General features: G+C 41.4%; 14 protein-coding genes. 8 read left to right on the top strand and 6 right to left on the bottom strand.

The window, feature by feature from the left end; genetic code table 11:
- Positions 1-17 precede the first annotated feature (17 nt).
- Positions 18-1031: an FAD:protein FMN transferase gene (locus tag NXV01_RS11890; RefSeq protein WP_195649225.1), complete on the top strand. Its 1014-nt coding sequence runs from the start codon at positions 18-20 to the stop codon at positions 1029-1031.
- A 112-nt stretch (positions 1032-1143) separates the two neighbouring features.
- On the opposite strand, the gene NXV01_RS11885 is transcribed toward NXV01_RS11890, so the two are convergent.
- Entirely contained in the window at positions 1144-1515 is a 372-nt protein-coding gene (locus NXV01_RS11885) for a DMT family protein (protein WP_004304892.1), read from the bottom strand.
- A gap of 15 nt (positions 1516-1530) precedes the next feature.
- Positions 1531-2277: an ATP-binding protein gene (locus NXV01_RS11880; RefSeq protein WP_074708048.1), complete on the bottom strand. Its 747-nt coding sequence runs from the start codon at positions 2275-2277 to the stop codon at positions 1531-1533.
- 183 nt (positions 2278-2460) lie between these two features.
- Here NXV01_RS11880 and NXV01_RS11875 point away from each other — a divergent pair, with 183 nt between their 5' ends.
- The 4 genes from NXV01_RS11875 (at position 2461) to NXV01_RS11860 (ending at position 6430) form a co-directional block, all read left to right on the top strand.
- Entirely contained in the window at positions 2461-3882 is a 1422-nt protein-coding gene (locus NXV01_RS11875) for a tetratricopeptide repeat protein (RefSeq protein WP_259022524.1), read from the top strand.
- Between the two features lie 16 nt (positions 3883-3898).
- Positions 3899-4369: an NfeD family protein gene (locus tag NXV01_RS11870; RefSeq protein WP_148364519.1), complete on the top strand. Its 471-nt coding sequence runs from the start codon at positions 3899-3901 to the stop codon at positions 4367-4369.
- 23 nt (positions 4370-4392) lie between these two features.
- Positions 4393-5394 (top strand): flotillin-like protein FloA, encoded by a 1002-nt coding sequence (gene floA, locus NXV01_RS11865; RefSeq protein ID WP_143258399.1) that lies wholly within the window; start codon positions 4393-4395, stop codon positions 5392-5394.
- A 157-nt stretch (positions 5395-5551) separates the two neighbouring features.
- Entirely contained in the window at positions 5552-6430 is an 879-nt protein-coding gene (locus NXV01_RS11860) for a nucleoside phosphorylase (protein WP_148364518.1), read from the top strand.
- Between the two features lie 176 nt (positions 6431-6606).
- Here the strand turns inward: NXV01_RS11860 and NXV01_RS11855 are convergent, their stop codons facing one another.
- Together NXV01_RS11855 and NXV01_RS11850 are read right to left on the bottom strand one after the other, a co-directional pair.
- A complete protein-coding gene (locus tag NXV01_RS11855) occupies positions 6607-7266 on the bottom strand; it encodes an NAD(P)-dependent oxidoreductase (protein WP_217723400.1) in 660 nt (219 codons plus the stop codon).
- A gap of 82 nt (positions 7267-7348) precedes the next feature.
- Positions 7349-9256 carry a PAS domain-containing hybrid sensor histidine kinase/response regulator gene (locus tag NXV01_RS11850; RefSeq protein WP_148364516.1) on the bottom strand — a complete coding sequence of 636 codons (1908 nt, stop codon included), beginning with the start codon at positions 9254-9256 and terminating at the stop codon, positions 7349-7351.
- Between the two features lie 134 nt (positions 9257-9390).
- On the opposite strand from NXV01_RS11850, the gene mnmE reads away from it, so the two are divergent.
- Positions 9391-10788: a tRNA uridine-5-carboxymethylaminomethyl(34) synthesis GTPase MnmE gene (mnmE, locus tag NXV01_RS11845; protein ID WP_148364515.1), complete on the top strand. Its 1398-nt coding sequence runs from the start codon at positions 9391-9393 to the stop codon at positions 10786-10788.
- Between the two features lie 54 nt (positions 10789-10842).
- Positions 10843-11685 carry an RNA methyltransferase gene (locus NXV01_RS11840; protein ID WP_148364508.1) on the top strand — a complete coding sequence of 281 codons (843 nt, stop codon included), beginning with the start codon at positions 10843-10845 and terminating at the stop codon, positions 11683-11685.
- Between the two features lie 14 nt (positions 11686-11699).
- Here the strand turns inward: NXV01_RS11840 and NXV01_RS11835 are convergent, their stop codons facing one another.
- Both NXV01_RS11835 and NXV01_RS11830 read right to left on the bottom strand, forming a co-directional pair.
- Positions 11700-12176: a low molecular weight phosphatase family protein gene (locus NXV01_RS11835; protein WP_004302014.1), complete on the bottom strand. Its 477-nt coding sequence runs from the start codon at positions 12174-12176 to the stop codon at positions 11700-11702.
- A gap of 15 nt (positions 12177-12191) precedes the next feature.
- Positions 12192-13232, bottom strand: a complete 1041-nt coding sequence (locus NXV01_RS11830; RefSeq protein ID WP_409012953.1) for an alcohol dehydrogenase — start codon at positions 13230-13232, stop codon at positions 12192-12194.
- 249 nt (positions 13233-13481) lie between these two features.
- On the opposite strand from NXV01_RS11830, the gene NXV01_RS11825 reads away from it, so the two are divergent.
- Positions 13482-16262, top strand: a complete 2781-nt coding sequence (locus tag NXV01_RS11825) for an AAA domain-containing protein (RefSeq protein ID WP_259022520.1) — start codon at positions 13482-13484, stop codon at positions 16260-16262.
- The last annotated feature ends 67 nt before the right edge of the window (positions 16263-16329 follow it).

The following is a 16329-nucleotide window of genomic DNA, read 5'->3' as shown; positions in this document are numbered from 1 at the left end:
ATCAAATAGAAGAGCGTATGAAAACAAAGAAAAGTTTCCTTTGGCTGGCTTTCCTGATTTTGGCAACTATCTGGATATTAGTCAGACATAATCAACAAGTTGGCTATTATAGTGTCAAAGGTTTGGTATTTGGGACAGTGTATAAAATTACTTATCAGCATGACGGTGATTTAAAACCGGAAATAGAAGCTGAACTGAAACGCTTCGACCAATCTTTATCTCCATTCAATGACAGTTCTGTTATCAGTCGCGTCAACCGCAATGAAGAGCTGGTGACTGATAGTTTTTTCCAGAAATGTTTCAACCGCTCGATGGAAATTTCCCACGAGACAAAGGGTGCTTTCGACATTACAGTGGCCCCTCTTGCCAATGCTTGGGGATTCGGTTTCAAAAAAGGTGCTTTTCCTGATTCATTAATGATAGACAGTCTGTTACAAATCACCGGATATGAAAAAGTGAAAATGGATAACGGCAAAGTCATCAAACAGGATCCTCGCACTATGTTAAGTTGTAGTGCCGTCGCCAAAGGGTATTCGGTAGACGTAATCGCACAACTGCTCGACCGTAAGGGAATAAAAAACTATATGGTAGATATAGGCGGCGAGGTGGTAGTGAAAGGGAAAAATCCTTCCAAAGGCTTATGGCGCATTGGAATCAATAAGCCCGTCGACGATTCACTGGCCGTAAACCAAGACTTACAGACAATTCTTGAGATAACAGATTTAGGCTTGGCTACTTCCGGAAACTATCGTAACTATTATTACAAGGATGGGAAGAAATACGCCCATACGATTGACCCCAGAACTGGCTATCCGGTACAACACAACATCTTGTCCTCTACGGTAATCGCCAAAGACTGTATGACTGCCGACGCCCTTGCCACCGCCTTCATGGTGATGGGACTGGAAGAAGCGGAAGCTTTCTGCAAAGCGGATACAACGATTGACGCCTACTTTATTTATAGCGGAGAAAATGGAGAGTTCAAGACTTTCTACACGGAAGGAATGAAAAAATACATAGCTACTCCATAATAATATATATTTTATACAAGCAGAGGCTCTATTGGACATTAATAGAGCCTCTGCTTGTATAAAATAGAGGTTCTACTTGAGTAAAACAGAGCCTCTATTCAATTGGCAATATCTATTTCATAAACACGAAATACACCGCAGCAATTAAACAAACAAATGCAGCCAGATGATTCCAATGTAAAGCCTCACCTTTAAAAAAGATGGTAGTGAACACTGTAAAAATAACAAGTGTTATTACCTCTTGAATGACTTTTAGTTGCATCAATGAAAACGGGCCTCCATTACCTATAAAGCCAATACGATTGGCCGGTATCTGACAGGAATATTCAAAAAAGGCGATCGCCCAGCTGAACGCAATCACACCGATCAGCGGAAGAGCCGCAAACCAACTGTACTCCTGTTTCATCTTTAAATGTCCGTACCAAGCGAATGTCATAAAGACATTAGATACGATCAGCAACAAAATGGTATAGAATCCTTTCATAACAATCTATTCAAATTAATCTATTTTATCTGGTAATAATTCCTCCTGTACATTAGTCATGCTACCCCAAAGGCTATAACGAGCTTCCGGGTTCATCGCTTCCAACTGCCGTAAAATTCCTTTCATATCACTCCGGCTGGACTGCGATTCATAAGGACAATTCTTCACTTGCTTCTGATAATGACGCAAAGCCGCCAATTCTACCAAATCGGCTTCATGAACCAAACACATCGGACGAATAATTGTCATATCAAACTTCTTCATCACCAACCGGGGCGGCATTGTACTGAAAGCTCCCTGATAAGTGATATTCATCAATAAAGTTTCCAAAATATCATCCATATGGTGACCGAGAGCGATTTTATTGCATCCGTGTTCCTTGGCAACTGTGAACAAGGCTTTCCGACGGTTCCATGAACAGAGGAAACAGGGAGATTTACGTGTGTCGGTAGCAGGATCAAAGGCAGTCTCATACTGCACAAAGGGAACTCCATACGCTTCACAGTGCGCTTTCAAATATTCAGTATCACTCTGATAAGGAATATTCTTCATCACTACATGGACGGCAACGACAGAAAAGCGAGGTTTATAGATACGTGCGCGTCTCCCCAACAGTTCCACAAGCGCCAACGAATCTTTTCCTCCCGACAGTCCGATAAGGATTTTGTCTCCTTCTTCTATCAATCCATATTGCACCACTCCTTTGCTAAACCGCCGTTCAATGCGGCGAATGGTTTTCTCTTCTTCCGTAAATTGTGTCATATCTTTGAAAATCGGCTGCAAAAGTAAGCGAAAAGAATGATTTAAAGAAGAATTAACATAATAGAATCACTGAAAAAGGGTTTATTTCTAATAAATTTGTACTTTTGAACAATTGATAAATAGACCGGTGCCCGAAAGCAGCAATGTTTTCAATCTACCCGTCACTCATAAACGCTCAAAACGATGAAAGGAAAATATATTCTATTTTTAATTTGCAGCCTCTTCCTTTGCGAAGTCTCTGCACAAACGTTGGAACAGGCACGCACCTTATTTACCAAAGGTGAGTACGAACAAGCCAAACCAGTTTTTAAGAAGTATGCTAAATCACAACCGTCGAACGGGAATTATAATTATTGGTATGGCGTATGTTGCCTGAAAACCGGAGAAGCGGAAGAGGCGGTGAAACCTCTTGAAATAGCAGTAAAGAAACGTATCACCGGTGGACAACTCTATTTGGGACAAGCATATAATGAGACGTACCGCTTTGAAGACGCTGTGAACTGCTTTGAGGAATATATCGCAGATTTAAGTAAACGTAAAAAATCGACGGAAGAAGCGGAAAAGCTTCTGGAGAAAAGTAAATCCGACCTCCGTATGTTGAAGGGAGTTGAAGATGTGTGCATCATCGACAGCTTCGTTGTGGACAAGGCGACTTTCCTGAACGCTTACAAGATTAGCGAAGAATCGGGCAAGCTGTTTACTTTCAATGAGTTCTTCAAGACAGAAGGAGATCATCCGGGAACTGTTTATGAAACAGAAATCGGAAATAAAATTTATTATAGCGAAAAGGGTGAGAAAGGTAATCTTGACATCTTCTCAAAGAATAAATTGTTGAATGAATGGAGTGACGGACGCCCGTTACCGGGTAGTATCAATGCTTCCGGCAATGCGAATTATCCGTTTGTCCTATCGGACGGAGTCACCGTTTATTACGCCAGCGATGGCGAGGGACTGGGTGGCTATGATATTTTTGTCACTCGCTACAACACGAATACCGACACTTATCTTGTTCCGGAAAATGTGGGTATGCCGTTCAACTCGCCGTACAACGATTATATGTATGTCATTGATGAATACAACAACCTCGGATGGTTTGCTTCCGACCGTTTCCAACCGGAAGGAAAGGTATGTATTTATGTATTCATTCCTAACACTTCCAAACAGACTTATAATTATGAAGCAATGGAGCAGCAACAGATCATTCGTCTGGCGCAGATTCATTCGCTGAAAGAAACCTGGAAGGATAAACAAGCGGTTACCGAAGCACTGCAACGATTGGAAGCTGCTATCAGTCATAAGCCCAAAGAACGCCGTGCCATGGATTTTGAGTTTGTCATTGACGACCATACGACTTACTATCTGATGAGCGACTTTAAATCCGCAAAAGCCAAGACACTTTTCCAACGCTATCAGCAGATGGAAAAAGACTATTATCAACAAGAAGAAAAGCTGAACAGCCTTCGACAACAATATGCCGGTGCCAACCAACAGGGAAAAGCCAAAATGGTTCCTGCCATTCTCGACCTTGAAAAGCGGATATTGCAAATGTCCGAAGAACTGGATGCTCTCGAAGTGAATGTACGTAATGCAGAAAAAACAAAATAAATAATAACTCTGAACTATGGATATACTCATTATCGCCGTTCTCATTATTGCCGCAGTCATACTGTTTTTGGTAGAACTGTTCGTCATCCCAGGCATTAGCCTGGCCGGAATTTCTGCATTGGTTTGCATCCTGTATGCCAACTACTATGCGTTCGACAAATTAGGTATGGCAGGAGGATTCGTCACTCTTGGCATATCAGCGGTTGCCTGCATCGGATCTCTGATCTGGTTTATGCGATCGAAAATGCTGGATAAACTGGCGTTGAAAAAGGATATTGATTCAAAAGTAGACCGTAGCGCAGAAGATAGCGTCAAAGCGGGTGACACAGGAATCAGTACTACACGTCTGGCACAAATCGGTTATGCCGAGATAAACGGAAAAATTGTGGAAGTAAAGTCTATGGACGGATTCCTCAATGAGAAGACTCCGATTATTGTAAACCGTATTACCGACGGTACAATCATGGTTGAGAAACGCAAAGAATAATATTCACTTAATACAAATTATCAATGGAAACATCTCTGTACTTACCTATCCTTCTGATTGTTGGAGGTATTATTTTCCTAATACTATTTTTCCATTATGTGCCGTTCTTTTTATGGTTGTCGGCCAAAGTATCTGGTGTCAACATCTCGTTGATACAACTATTCCTGATGCGTATACGTAATGTTCCGCCATATATCATTGTGCCGGGAATGATCGAGGCTCACAAAGCCGGATTAAAAAACATTACCCGTGACGAACTGGAAGCCCATTACCTGGCGGGAGGACATGTGGAAAAAGTAGTCCATGCCTTAGTATCCGCATCAAAGGCAAATATAGAATTATCGTTTCAAATGGCCACTGCCATCGACCTTGCAGGACGTGATGTATTCGAAGCAGTGCAGATGTCCGTAAATCCTAAAGTGATTGACACCCCTCCCGTTACGGCTGTTGCCAAAGATGGTATTCAGTTAATAGCTAAAGCCAGAGTAACAGTACGTGCCAGTATCAAACAGTTGGTCGGCGGTGCAGGTGAAGACACAATTCTTGCCCGCGTAGGCGAAGGTATCGTTTCGTCTATCGGTTCTTCTGAAAATCATAAATCGGTATTGGAAAATCCGGATTCTATTTCTAAACTGGTACTTCGCAAAGGTCTGGACGCAGGAACTGCTTTCGAGATCCTATCTATTGATATTGCGGACATCGACATAGGTAAGAACATCGGTGCGGCCCTGCAAATTGACCAGGCTAATGCAGACAAGAACATCGCACAGGCAAAAGCCGAAGAGCGCCGTGCTATGGCAGTAGCTTCCGAACAGGAAATGAAAGCAAAAGCACAGGAAGCCCGTGCCAAAGTGATCGAAGCAGAAGCTGAAGTTCCTAAAGCAATGGCTGAAGCTTTCCGCAGTGGAAACTTAGGCATCATGGATTATTATCGCATGAAGAATATCGAAGCTGATACTTCAATGCGTGAGAATATCGCCAAGCCTACAACAGGCAATACAGGCAACCAGCCATTGAGCAAATAATCTATTACAAACGCCGGAATCCGATTTCATTTCAGTTGCAAGACGTACTCCACTTTTCCAAAAGAAAAAGATAGAGGCTTCTTCTGAACTTAAATCCGGTTCCGGCGTTTCTATTTATAGATACAATCCTATTATAAAACTAAAACCCTTCAATAACATGAAAAAGTACTTTCCATCCTCTGAATTGATAATCAATGAAGACGGTTCAGTATTCCATCTTCACGTAAAACCCGAATGGTTGGCAGACAAAGTAATTCTGGTAGGTGACCCCGGACGTGTAGCACTCGTAGCTTCTCATTTCGAAAACAAAGAATGTGAAGTGGAAAGCCGCGAATTCAAAACCATCACGGGTACTTATAAAGGTAAACGGATTACGGTAGTCTCTACCGGAATCGGTTGCGATAACATCGACATCGTGATGAATGAATTGGATGCACTCGCCAATATCGACTTTGTCACCCGCGAAGAAAAGGATCAGTTCCGCCAACTGGAATTAGTGCGTATCGGCACATGTGGCGGTCTGCAGCCCAATACTCCTGTCGGGACTTTTGTCTGTTCACAAAAGTCCATTGGTTTCGACGGATTACTGAATTTCTATGCCGGACGTAATGCCGTATGCGATTTACCTTTCGAACGTGCCTTCCTCAATCACATGGGTTGGTCGGGAAATATGTGTGCTCCCGCTCCTTATGTCATTGATGCCAGTGAAGAATTGATTGACCGGATTGCCAAAGATGACATGGTACGTGGAGTGACAATCGCTGCCGGAGGTTTCTTCGGTCCTCAAGGACGTGAACTTCGTATCCCGTTAGCAGACCCGAAACAGAATGATAAGATTGAGACATTCGAATATAAAAGTTACAAAATCACCAACTTCGAAATGGAAAGTTCGGCTTTGGCAGGACTTAGCCGGTTGATGGGACATAAAGCAATGACCGTCTGCATGGTGATAGCCAACCGACTTATCAAAGAAGCCAACACCGGATATAAGAATACAATCGATACGCTGATTAAGACAGTACTTGACAGAATATAAATCATCTATATCCAAAAGGATTAAATTGTAATCGAAAGAACAAAACTGCCATCGAAAAATAGATAATGGCTTGAATCTTCCACTGATAACGTATAGATTCAAGCCATTTTTTATCATTTACATCTTTTCAATATAGCATCATTATATTACACAGCTATTTTTGATTTGTTATTTTATCAATAACCAATCGTAAATCTCTCCTGATGATGTTTCGGATATTCCAACTCATCGATCATGGCGGCGGCATAATCTTCCACAGAGATATGGCTGTTGCCTACGACATCTACAATCATATCATCTTTTCCCAGCCGGTAACGCCCTGTACGGACTCCCGGACGCATATCTGCCGCCGGAGAGAAAAACACCCAGTCTATTTCTTTTTCTTTCTTTAAAAAGTTCAGATAGAACTCTCCTAAAGCTTTCACTCCCGGCAATATATTTTCAGGTACTTCACCGGAATCCATCAGACGCAAGCCCGGAGCAATAAACAAAGAACCGGCACCCCCAACCATCAAAAAACGATTGACGCCAGCTTTCTTCACTCCATCAATAATGGTCAGATAGACTTTAATCGTTTCATCGTATATATCAGGATTATTCCATCCCGGATTGAATGCACTAATAACAACATCTGCACCTTTACAAACGCCAACCACTTCATCAAGCACAGAAACATCGGCTTTCACCACTTTCAGATTTTCATTCTTTATCTTTATCTTTTCCGGATGACGAACCACAGCCGTAACTTCGAAACCACGATTCAAAGCTTCATTCAGAAGCGCAGAACCCACAAAACCACTTGCCCCGATAAGGACAATCTTTTTCACTTTCTCCATATTCCAATATATTATAATGTTACTACTATATGACAAGTAACACTACAACATCCTGAATGTTAGTTCTTTTTCAAAAAATTAATTATCCGATATAAGATTCTATCGTCTCTTTTAACCTCTCTAAAGAATAAGGCTTTGAGATAACAGCGTTACATCCTGCCTGAATAGCCTGTTGCTGTTCAGTATAGAAAGCATATGCGGTCACTGCAATAATAGGTACAGTCAGGGAAATAGCACGGATCTTTTCAGTGGCTTGAATACCGTCCATGATCGGCATACGGATATCCATCAGAATCAAATCCGGCTTTTCACGGATGAAACTATTAATGGCTTCCTGTCCGTTACGCACCCATGAAATAATATATTCCTTATTCAAAAGAATATTAAGTTGAGCAAAATTCGATTCAATATCCTCTACCACTAATATATTCTTACGTTTATCCTCATCGACATTCTTCTTATGCTGAAGCCTTCTTTCGACAACCTCCTTCGGTATTTCCTGATAAGGCAAATAGAGTGCAAACATACTCCCCTGCCCTAACTCTGAAGTTACTTCGATGCGACCGCCCAACCGTTCTACAATGCTTTTACAAATTGAAAGCCCTAATCCGGTGCCCTGCACAAAGTCATTCAGCTTCTCAAAACGGGTAAAAATTTGCGGGAGTTTCTCTTTGGATATACCGCAACCCGTATCGCTGACATACAGTTTCAGCCAGGGTCCTTCATGTTTCAAGCCTAAGGTTATACTTCCCTTTTCCGTATTTTTAATCGCATTCGACAAGAAGTTGAACAATACTTGCATCACACGGTTACGATCGGTAGAAGTCCAGTATTCTCCTTCGGGGCGAATCACTTTCAATTCTACATTCGACTTCATCTTCAGTTGGTGCACTTTTTCCACTTCTTCCACTAGCCCCGCAATCTCAACCTGCTGGAAATGCATTTCCGATTTACCGGATTCAATACGGGAAAGGTCTAAAATATCATTAATCAGCTGCAGTAACAGGTTACTATTTCTCTGGATAATCTCCAGATACTCCCTTTTCTCTTCTTCACCCTCCGTCACCGCAATAATCTCCGAAAAGCCAACAATAGCATTCAACGGGGTACGAATCTCATGGCTCATATTCGCCAGGAAAACCGACTTCATCTTATCAGCATCCTCTGCACGACGTTTTGCTTCAATCAATTCCTGCGAACGCTGAATCCGATCTCCAATATCATGTATCAACGCCAACACTCTGTTCCCCTCAAAAGGGGCGATACGCGCCTGAAAATAATGTACACACCCATCCACTTCAACCGGATATTCAATTTCTTTCAACTGACTGTCTTGCAGACACTCGCGAATGTTACAGAGGAATAAGTCACTAACCTCCGGTGAATAAATAGATCGCCCGTCTGCTCCGCGTAACACTTCTACCGGATGAAGTAAAATCGTCCCCGGTGCCATCAGGACATCGGTAATAAAGAAATTATCATCAAAAATAAAAATGAATTCCGGCAGTGCCTCAATAATTTTGCGGTTATATTCTTCCAGATATTTGATATGTTGCTCTTTTTCGCACTGTGAAGTGACATTCACCGTGTACGCCAGCACTTTACCCGGATGGCTTGCACAACTCTCTTTATAGGACAAGAAATGATCTTCCAACCAAACCACTTTCCCCTGTTCACCAATACAACGGACTCTGATTTGTGAAGTCTTAGAGTCTGATGAAAGCATCTCTGCAAAAGCCTGTTTGTAAGCTTCAGCATCTTCCGGATGAACAAACCGATAGAAACTATCAATATCTTCAAAAAGAACTCCGGCATTTTTCAGTCCAAGTGTAGAGAAATAATCGTCAGAAAAAGAGCATTTACCTGTAATGATATCATACTCCCATAAAGCTATTTGATGAGCTGCAAGGACAGATAGAATTTCTTGTGAGTTCTCCCGTATGAGTTCACTCTTTTCATTGGAGGAATATAAATTGATCGCTGGTTCCATAAGCATTATTGTTTTATTTTGTTTGGTGTACCACTGCACGGCAGCAAATATAAACAAATAAAGTATAAGTTGTGCTCATTTTTCTGTTTTTTACTTAGAAACAATTATCTTTGCTCATCCAAAACGAAAAAACAATGATTCAAGATACTATCTGCGCCATCGCTACCGCTCAAGGCGGTGCTATCGGAAGCATCCGTGTTTCCGGTCCGGAAGCTATTTCCATCACCGGCAGCATCTTCAAGCCAGCCAAAGCAGGCAAATTATTGAGCGGACAAAAACCATATACTTTGACATTCGGGCGTATTTATGACGGAGACGAGATGATTGATGAAGTACTCGTCAGCCTTTTCCGTGCTCCTCATTCGTATACGGGAGAAGACAGCACGGAAATCACGTGTCATGGTTCCACTTATATTCTTCAACAGGTAATGCAGTTGCTTATTAAGAACGGTTGCCGCATGGCCCAGCCGGGAGAATATACGCAACGTGCTTTCCTCAATGGAAAGATGGATTTAAGTCAGGCAGAAGCCGTGGCGGACTTGATTGCTTCTTCATCTGCTGCCACTCACCGATTGGCAATGAGCCAGATGCGGGGTGGATTCAGTAAAGAGCTGACAGATCTACGCAACAAGTTGTTAAATTTCACCTCCATGATCGAATTGGAGTTGGATTTCAGTGAAGAGGATGTGGAATTTGCCGATCGTTCGGCATTAAGGAAACTGGCCGATGAAATTGAACAGGTCATTTCGCGGTTGGCTCATTCATTTAGTGTCGGCAACGCCATTAAGAATGGTGTTCCCGTAGCTATCATCGGTGAAACAAATGCCGGAAAATCGACTTTACTGAATGTATTATTGAATGAGGATAAAGCCATTGTCAGTGATATTCACGGGACAACACGTGATGTAATCGAAGATACTGTCAATATCGGAGGAATCACTTTCCGGTTCATTGATACCGCCGGAATCCGGGAAACCAATGACACGATTGAAAGTTTGGGTATTGAACGTACTTTTCAGAAGTTGGATCAGGCGGAGATTGTCCTTTGGATGGTAGATGCTGTGAATGCCGCCTCTCAAATTGAACAGTTATCAGAGAAGATAATTCCACGTTGCGAAGGAAAACATTTGATTGTTGTATTCAATAAGGCTGATTTGATTGAAGGCAAACAGAAAGAGGATTTATTATCTTTACTAAAAGACTTCCCCAAAGAATCTACGGAATCTATTTTCATCTCGGCCAAACAACGGGAGAATACAAGTGAGCTACAAAAAATGCTTATTGATGCAGCACACTTGCCTACAGTGACACAGAATGATATTATTGTAACAAATGTAAGACATTACGAAGCTTTAAATAAAGCTTTGGAAGCTATCCATAGAGTACAAAACGGACTTGATTCGCAGATTTCCGGGGATTTTCTTTCGCAAGATATACGTGAATGCATTTTCTTTATTTCGGACATAGCGGGTGAGGTTACGAATGACATGGTACTTCAAAATATCTTTCAACATTTTTGCATCGGTAAGTAAGAGAAGTGCATGCTATCATCGCTGCAATAAAATAGATCATTTCAAGAAGTCACTATGCCTATTATAGAAATATCATCCTTAACAGACTCCGGAGTAGAAATATTCAGTACCCTCACCGAAGCTCAATTACGCAATCGTATCGAGCCTGATAAGGGATTGTTTATTGCAGAAAGTCCCAAAGTTATCCATGTAGCTCTGAATGCTGGTTATGAGCCTTTAGCCCTCTTGTGTGAACAGAAACATATCACTGGTGATGCCGCTGGCATTATTGAACGTTGTGGTGATATACCTGTCTATACTGGTGAAAGAAAGTTACTTGCCACATTGACCGGATATACACTGACGCGCGGTGTCCTCTGTGCCATGCGTCGTCGGGCACTACCTAGTGTAGAAGAAGTATGCCGGAAAGCCCGGCGGATCGTAGTCATTGAGGGTGTGGTGGACACTACTAATATCGGAGCCATCTTCCGTTCCGCAGCCGCCTTGGGAATAGATGCTATATTATTGACGCGTAATTCCTGCGATCCGTTGAACCGACGTGCAGTCAGAGTTTCGATGGGTTCTGTCTTCCTGATACCATGGACTTGGTTGGACGGTTCTCCCAATGAGTTGCGCAAACTGGGTTTTCGTACAGTCGCTATGGCACTCACGGAGAAATCAATCTCCATCGATAATCCTATCTTAGCAACCGAACCCAAGTTAGCCATCGTAATGGGAACAGAGGGAGACGGTCTTCAAAACGAAACAATTAATGAAGCGGACTATGTAGTCCGCATTCCTATGGCAAACGGTGTCGACTCTCTCAATGTAGCCGCCGCATCCGCTATTGCTTTCTGGCAACTTCGCGTTCAAAATGACACAGATCTGCCACCATCACCGGATGATGTACATATATGATTTTACTTATATTCCTACTCACACCTACAATACGTATTTGCGCCACAGGAACAGCGAGGCAATAATTTTTCCATCAATTCACTTCGAAAGAACTCATACAGTTCTTTATGCATGATGTCATATAGTGCCCTAACCCGTTCTTCCTGCTCATCTTCTACATGAATTCCTCCCTGAAAGGGATCTGTAAAGTTGAAAGAAACGTATTTTCTCACTACACCCTGCATTTCCTTTTGCACTTCCTCCGCTTCCGGACAAAGGGTAATGACATAATCCCACGTCTGTTGAGCATACGTCGCAACATCACAGGGCTTTCTACGCGAAAAGTCATATCCATTTTGTTCCATCACTTGGCAAACAACGTCAGGGACAGAATTTCCAGCCAAAATACCGGCAGTACTAATCTTCATCCCTCTACCGAAGGAGTTCAAAATTTCCTGTGCCATACGACTGCGGCACATATCATTATTACTTACTATCAGTATATTCTTCATACACAAATTCTATTTTTACTTACTTCCTGATATAGCTACTTTAATAACCCCATCCAACTTGTTCTCGAAAATACGGTAAGCTTCCTCAATCTCATTCAACGAAAACCGGTGCGTAATAAGAGGAGTAGTATCAATTTTACCTTCCTCAATCAGCGCAAGGATTTCGGCACAGTCGCAGCCATCCACTCCCCCTGTTTTGAAAATCAAATTCTTGCCATACATATCAGGTAAAGGAAGAAGCTGTGGTTTATCATAGAGGGCTACAATCGTGACAATAGCATTAGGACGGGCGCAATCCCAAGCCAAATAAAAAGAATCGTCACTCCCTGCCACTTCCAAAACAACATCTGCACCACCATGGTCACTGTTCTTGAAAACAAAATCCTTGCAGTTTTCCGGTTCAGTCACCAACACATCAGGATAATGCTCGCGGACAAACCGAATTCTTTCTGGAGACTTTTCACAGATAATAATGCGTTTTGGCTTCTTCAGCATCACACACAACAAAGTACAAATCCCGGTAGGTCCGGCACCGATGATAAGAACAGTATCTTTCTCGGTAATTTCCGAGATGCGTGCTGCCCAAAAACCTGTTGCAAGCACATCACCGACAAACAAAGCTTGTTCATCACTCACTGTATCCGGAATACGGTTCAAACCTTGATCCGCATAAGGAACTCTAACATATTCCGCCTGACCGCCATCAATTCGACAACCTAAAGCCCAACCGCCATTAGGGTCAGTACAGTTGTTCACATATCCATGCTTACAGAAAAAGCACTCACCACAGAAAGTTTCGACATTCACAGTCACCCTGTCATCAGGCTTCACCGAAGTGACATCAGCCCCCACTTGTTCTACCACACCTACCATCTCATGCCCGACAGTTATTCCGGGCACAGCACACGGCACACTGCCATGTTTAATATGAAGATCACTGGTGCAGATGCTACCAAGTGTTACACGTACGATTGCATCCCGTGAATCCTTTATTTCCGGTCTCGCCTTCTCCTGCAATTCAAACTTTCCGTGTTCAATATATGTATATGCAAGCATAATATCCTCCTCGTTCATTAATATATACCTTGCAAAGATAATGATTTCATTGGCAAAACAAATCTCTTTTATCACGTTCAATACCCCCAAACCAAATCTCACTCTATATTTATAACAATACAAAACTGAATAAAGTCATTCACTGTTTTTTCTACTTTGGTTTTGATATTCTGGAAAATATTCTTACTTTTATATCCAAAATAATAAATAAGAACAGCAGCACGACTTATTATATTTACACACAAGCCTATGATAGATACCTCCGAAAATCTGATTATTATAAAAGGTCAAATCAAGACTCCTGAAATAGAAAGCTGCCAGAATCATAATGGCAACTATAAGATAATATTCCGGAATATTCCCAGTGCGTATACTTACAAAGAAGAAAATGTCCTTTGGCTGACTGATCCGGACAAACCGGACCCCAATAATTATCAAATAATCAGTAAAGGGAGAACTTTATCAAACATTAAAGCCTTATCTATTTTTAAAGCCGGATCACGCTGCTATTGGCACATTCGTTTTCAGAATGGCAAAGAGTATGATTACAGAGAAAAGGACTTAGAAATTATCGAATCATGCTTGGGAGAGAGTCGTTCGAAAAGCATATTCGAATATTTGAAGAAAGTTGCCGATGCGAATGAATTGAAAGCTGATGACGGAACGAAGCTATTAGCAAAACAATATGAAAAGATTCATTTCATCGCAAACAACAGAGCTATTGCTGTATATCTGAATCCTCAAAAATATAAAATGCAGACCCAGACTGCCTCAACCTTGATTTTTCCTTTCGGTTGTAATGCAAGCCAGCAAAAAGCAGTCCAGGCAGCTTTTGAGAATCAAATCAGTGTTGTGCAAGGACCTCCGGGAACCGGAAAGACACAAACGATTCTGAACATCATTGCCAATATCCTTGTGCGTGGTAAGACTGTTCAGGTAGTATCTAATAATAACTCCGCCATCGTCAATGTACTTGAGAAGTTATCCAAATACGATATGGGCTTCATTGTTGCATTGCTTGGCAGCACAGCTAACAAAGAGAAATTCATCGAGACTCAAGAAGAGGAGAAACAATATCCGGAGAACTTTGAGTCATGGCATGATGCGGATGCCGACCAACCTCAATTTCTCAATCAGATACATCATCAGACAGAAGAACTCAAAAGCATATTTTCCAAACAGGAACGCCTTGCCATGGCAAGACAGGAAATACAAGCTTTAAAAATAGAGTGGCAACATTATCTGCAAGAGTTCGGAACAAAAAAATTTACTCTCCAACAACGAAAGAGTTCCAGTTCGGCAGACCTTCTGAATTTATGGAATGAATGTCAGCAATTTGCAGAAAAAGAACAATCATCAAGTCCTCGGGGAATAGCAGCTTTTATTCAACGGTTGAAATGGTTATTCTTTAAATTCAGGAGCAAAGCGATTTGTAAAATCCCCGATAAAGGTTTCTATAAACGGGAGATGAGTTTGATTATCGCCGACTTTCAAATCTTATTCTACCAAACAAAGTACGCAGAACTGGAAGTTGAAATAGACACATTAGAAAAGGAACTTGCCAACAAAGATGCAGCAGAAATGGCTAGACAAATGGCTGATACATCAATGAAATATCTAAAGAATCAGTTATTTCATACCTATGGCAATAATCATGACAAGCCCATCTTTACGCTCCCTGATCTAAGAAATAATTGGCGAGAGGTACAAAAAGAATACCCTATTATATTAAGTACGACCTTTTCATCATTAAGCAGTCTGCAACGAGATGCCGTATATGATTATATCATTATGGACGAAGCGTCGCAGGTTTCCGTTGAGACCGGAGCTTTAGCCTTGTCATGTGCTAAAAATGCAATCATTGTCGGTGACACCATGCAACTCCCCAATGTAGTCACAGAAGAAGATAAGGAAAAGCTAAACTTTATCGCTAATGCCTGCCTGATTAAGCCGGAATATGATTGTGCCAATATGAGTTTTTTGCAATCTATCTGCAAAGTTATTCCGAATGTACCACAGACCTTGTTACGGGAACATTATCGATGCCATCCTCGAATCATCAACTTCTGTAATCAGAAATTTTATGGTGGAGATCTCGTCATCATGACACGTGATAAAGGAGAAGAGGATGTCATTTGTGCCATACGGACAGCCAAAGGTAATCACTCCCGCAGTCACATGAATCAACGGGAAATAGATGTTATCAAAGAGGAAGTACTACCGAATCTATCTTATGAAACAGATGAAATTGGCGTCATAGCTCCATACAACAAACAAGTAGATGCAGTAAAATCCGCACTTGAAGAGGATATTGATGTCGCAACAGTCCATAAATTTCAGGGAAGAGAAAAGGATGCTATCATTATGACTACTGTCGACGATGTCATCACTTCCTTTTCCGACGATCCCAACCTGCTCAATGTTGCTGTTTCGAGGGCTAAGTCACAATTTTATTTAGTAGTATCGGGAAACGAACAACCCAAAGACTGCAATATCAGCGATTTGATCGCTTATATCGAATATAACAATGGCACTGTTTCCACCAGTAAGATTCATTCCATATTCGATTACCTATATGAGCAATATACAGATGCACGAATTGCCTATTTGAAGAAGCACAAAAAAATATCCGAATACGATTCCGAGAATCTTACATTTGCCTTACTCGAAGATATCCTGAAAGAAAATATCAATATGCGTCATTTGAATATCATTTGCCATTTACCACTCTATATGTTGATTCAGGATTATTCTCTATTGAATGAAGAGGAAAGCAAATATGCTGCAAATATAAACACTCATATTGATTTTCTAATTTATAATCGTGTGAGTAAACAACCGGTATTGGCTATTGAGACAGATGGTTATACATTCCACAAATCGGGGACGAGTCAGTCAGAACGTGATATTAAAAAGGATCGTATCTTAGAGTTGTACGGAATCCCATTGGTGAGATTGTCTACTATTGGTAGTAATGAGAAAAAAATTATTGAAGATAAACTAAACGAAATATTACACTTACAAACATAATAATGGAAGTTTAAAAAGTATTCAATTGTATCTTTTATTATTCCAGTAAATAGTCCTCTTACAATAA

It is taken from the genome of Bacteroides sp. BFG-606 (assembly GCF_024788145.1).
Taxonomy (GTDB): domain Bacteria; phylum Bacteroidota; class Bacteroidia; order Bacteroidales; family Bacteroidaceae; genus Bacteroides; species Bacteroides vicugnae.
This window is presented reverse-complemented; position numbering and strand designations above follow the sequence as displayed.

What these genes read in the sequence shown, in the direction of transcription:
- NXV01_RS11890 (WP_195649225.1), top strand. Translation starts at nt 18, where the DNA reads ATGAAAACAAAGAAAAGTTTCCTTTGGCTGGCTTTCCTGATTTTGGCA.
- NXV01_RS11885 (WP_004304892.1), bottom strand. Translation starts at nt 1,515, where the DNA reads ATGAAAGGATTCTATACCATTTTGTTGCTGATCGTATCTAATGTCTTT.
- NXV01_RS11880 (WP_074708048.1), bottom strand. Translation starts at nt 2,277, where the DNA reads ATGACACAATTTACGGAAGAAGAGAAAACCATTCGCCGCATTGAACGG.
- NXV01_RS11875 (WP_259022524.1), top strand. Translation starts at nt 2,461, where the DNA reads ATGAAAGGAAAATATATTCTATTTTTAATTTGCAGCCTCTTCCTTTGC.
- NXV01_RS11870 (WP_148364519.1), top strand. Translation starts at nt 3,899, where the DNA reads ATGGATATACTCATTATCGCCGTTCTCATTATTGCCGCAGTCATACTG.
- floA (WP_143258399.1), top strand. Translation starts at nt 4,393, where the DNA reads ATGGAAACATCTCTGTACTTACCTATCCTTCTGATTGTTGGAGGTATT.
- NXV01_RS11860 (WP_148364518.1), top strand. Translation starts at nt 5,552, where the DNA reads ATGAAAAAGTACTTTCCATCCTCTGAATTGATAATCAATGAAGACGGT.
- NXV01_RS11855 (WP_217723400.1), bottom strand. Translation starts at nt 7,266, where the DNA reads ATGGAGAAAGTGAAAAAGATTGTCCTTATCGGGGCAAGTGGTTTTGTG.
- NXV01_RS11850 (WP_148364516.1), bottom strand. Translation starts at nt 9,256, where the DNA reads ATGGAACCAGCGATCAATTTATATTCCTCCAATGAAAAGAGTGAACTC.
- mnmE (WP_148364515.1), top strand. Translation starts at nt 9,391, where the DNA reads ATGATTCAAGATACTATCTGCGCCATCGCTACCGCTCAAGGCGGTGCT.
- NXV01_RS11840 (WP_148364508.1), top strand. Translation starts at nt 10,843, where the DNA reads ATGCCTATTATAGAAATATCATCCTTAACAGACTCCGGAGTAGAAATA.
- NXV01_RS11835 (WP_004302014.1), bottom strand. Translation starts at nt 12,176, where the DNA reads ATGAAGAATATACTGATAGTAAGTAATAATGATATGTGCCGCAGTCGT.
- NXV01_RS11830 (WP_409012953.1), bottom strand. Translation starts at nt 13,232, where the DNA reads ATGCTTGCATATACATATATTGAACACGGAAAGTTTGAATTGCAGGAG.
- NXV01_RS11825 (WP_259022520.1), top strand. Translation starts at nt 13,482, where the DNA reads ATGATAGATACCTCCGAAAATCTGATTATTATAAAAGGTCAAATCAAG.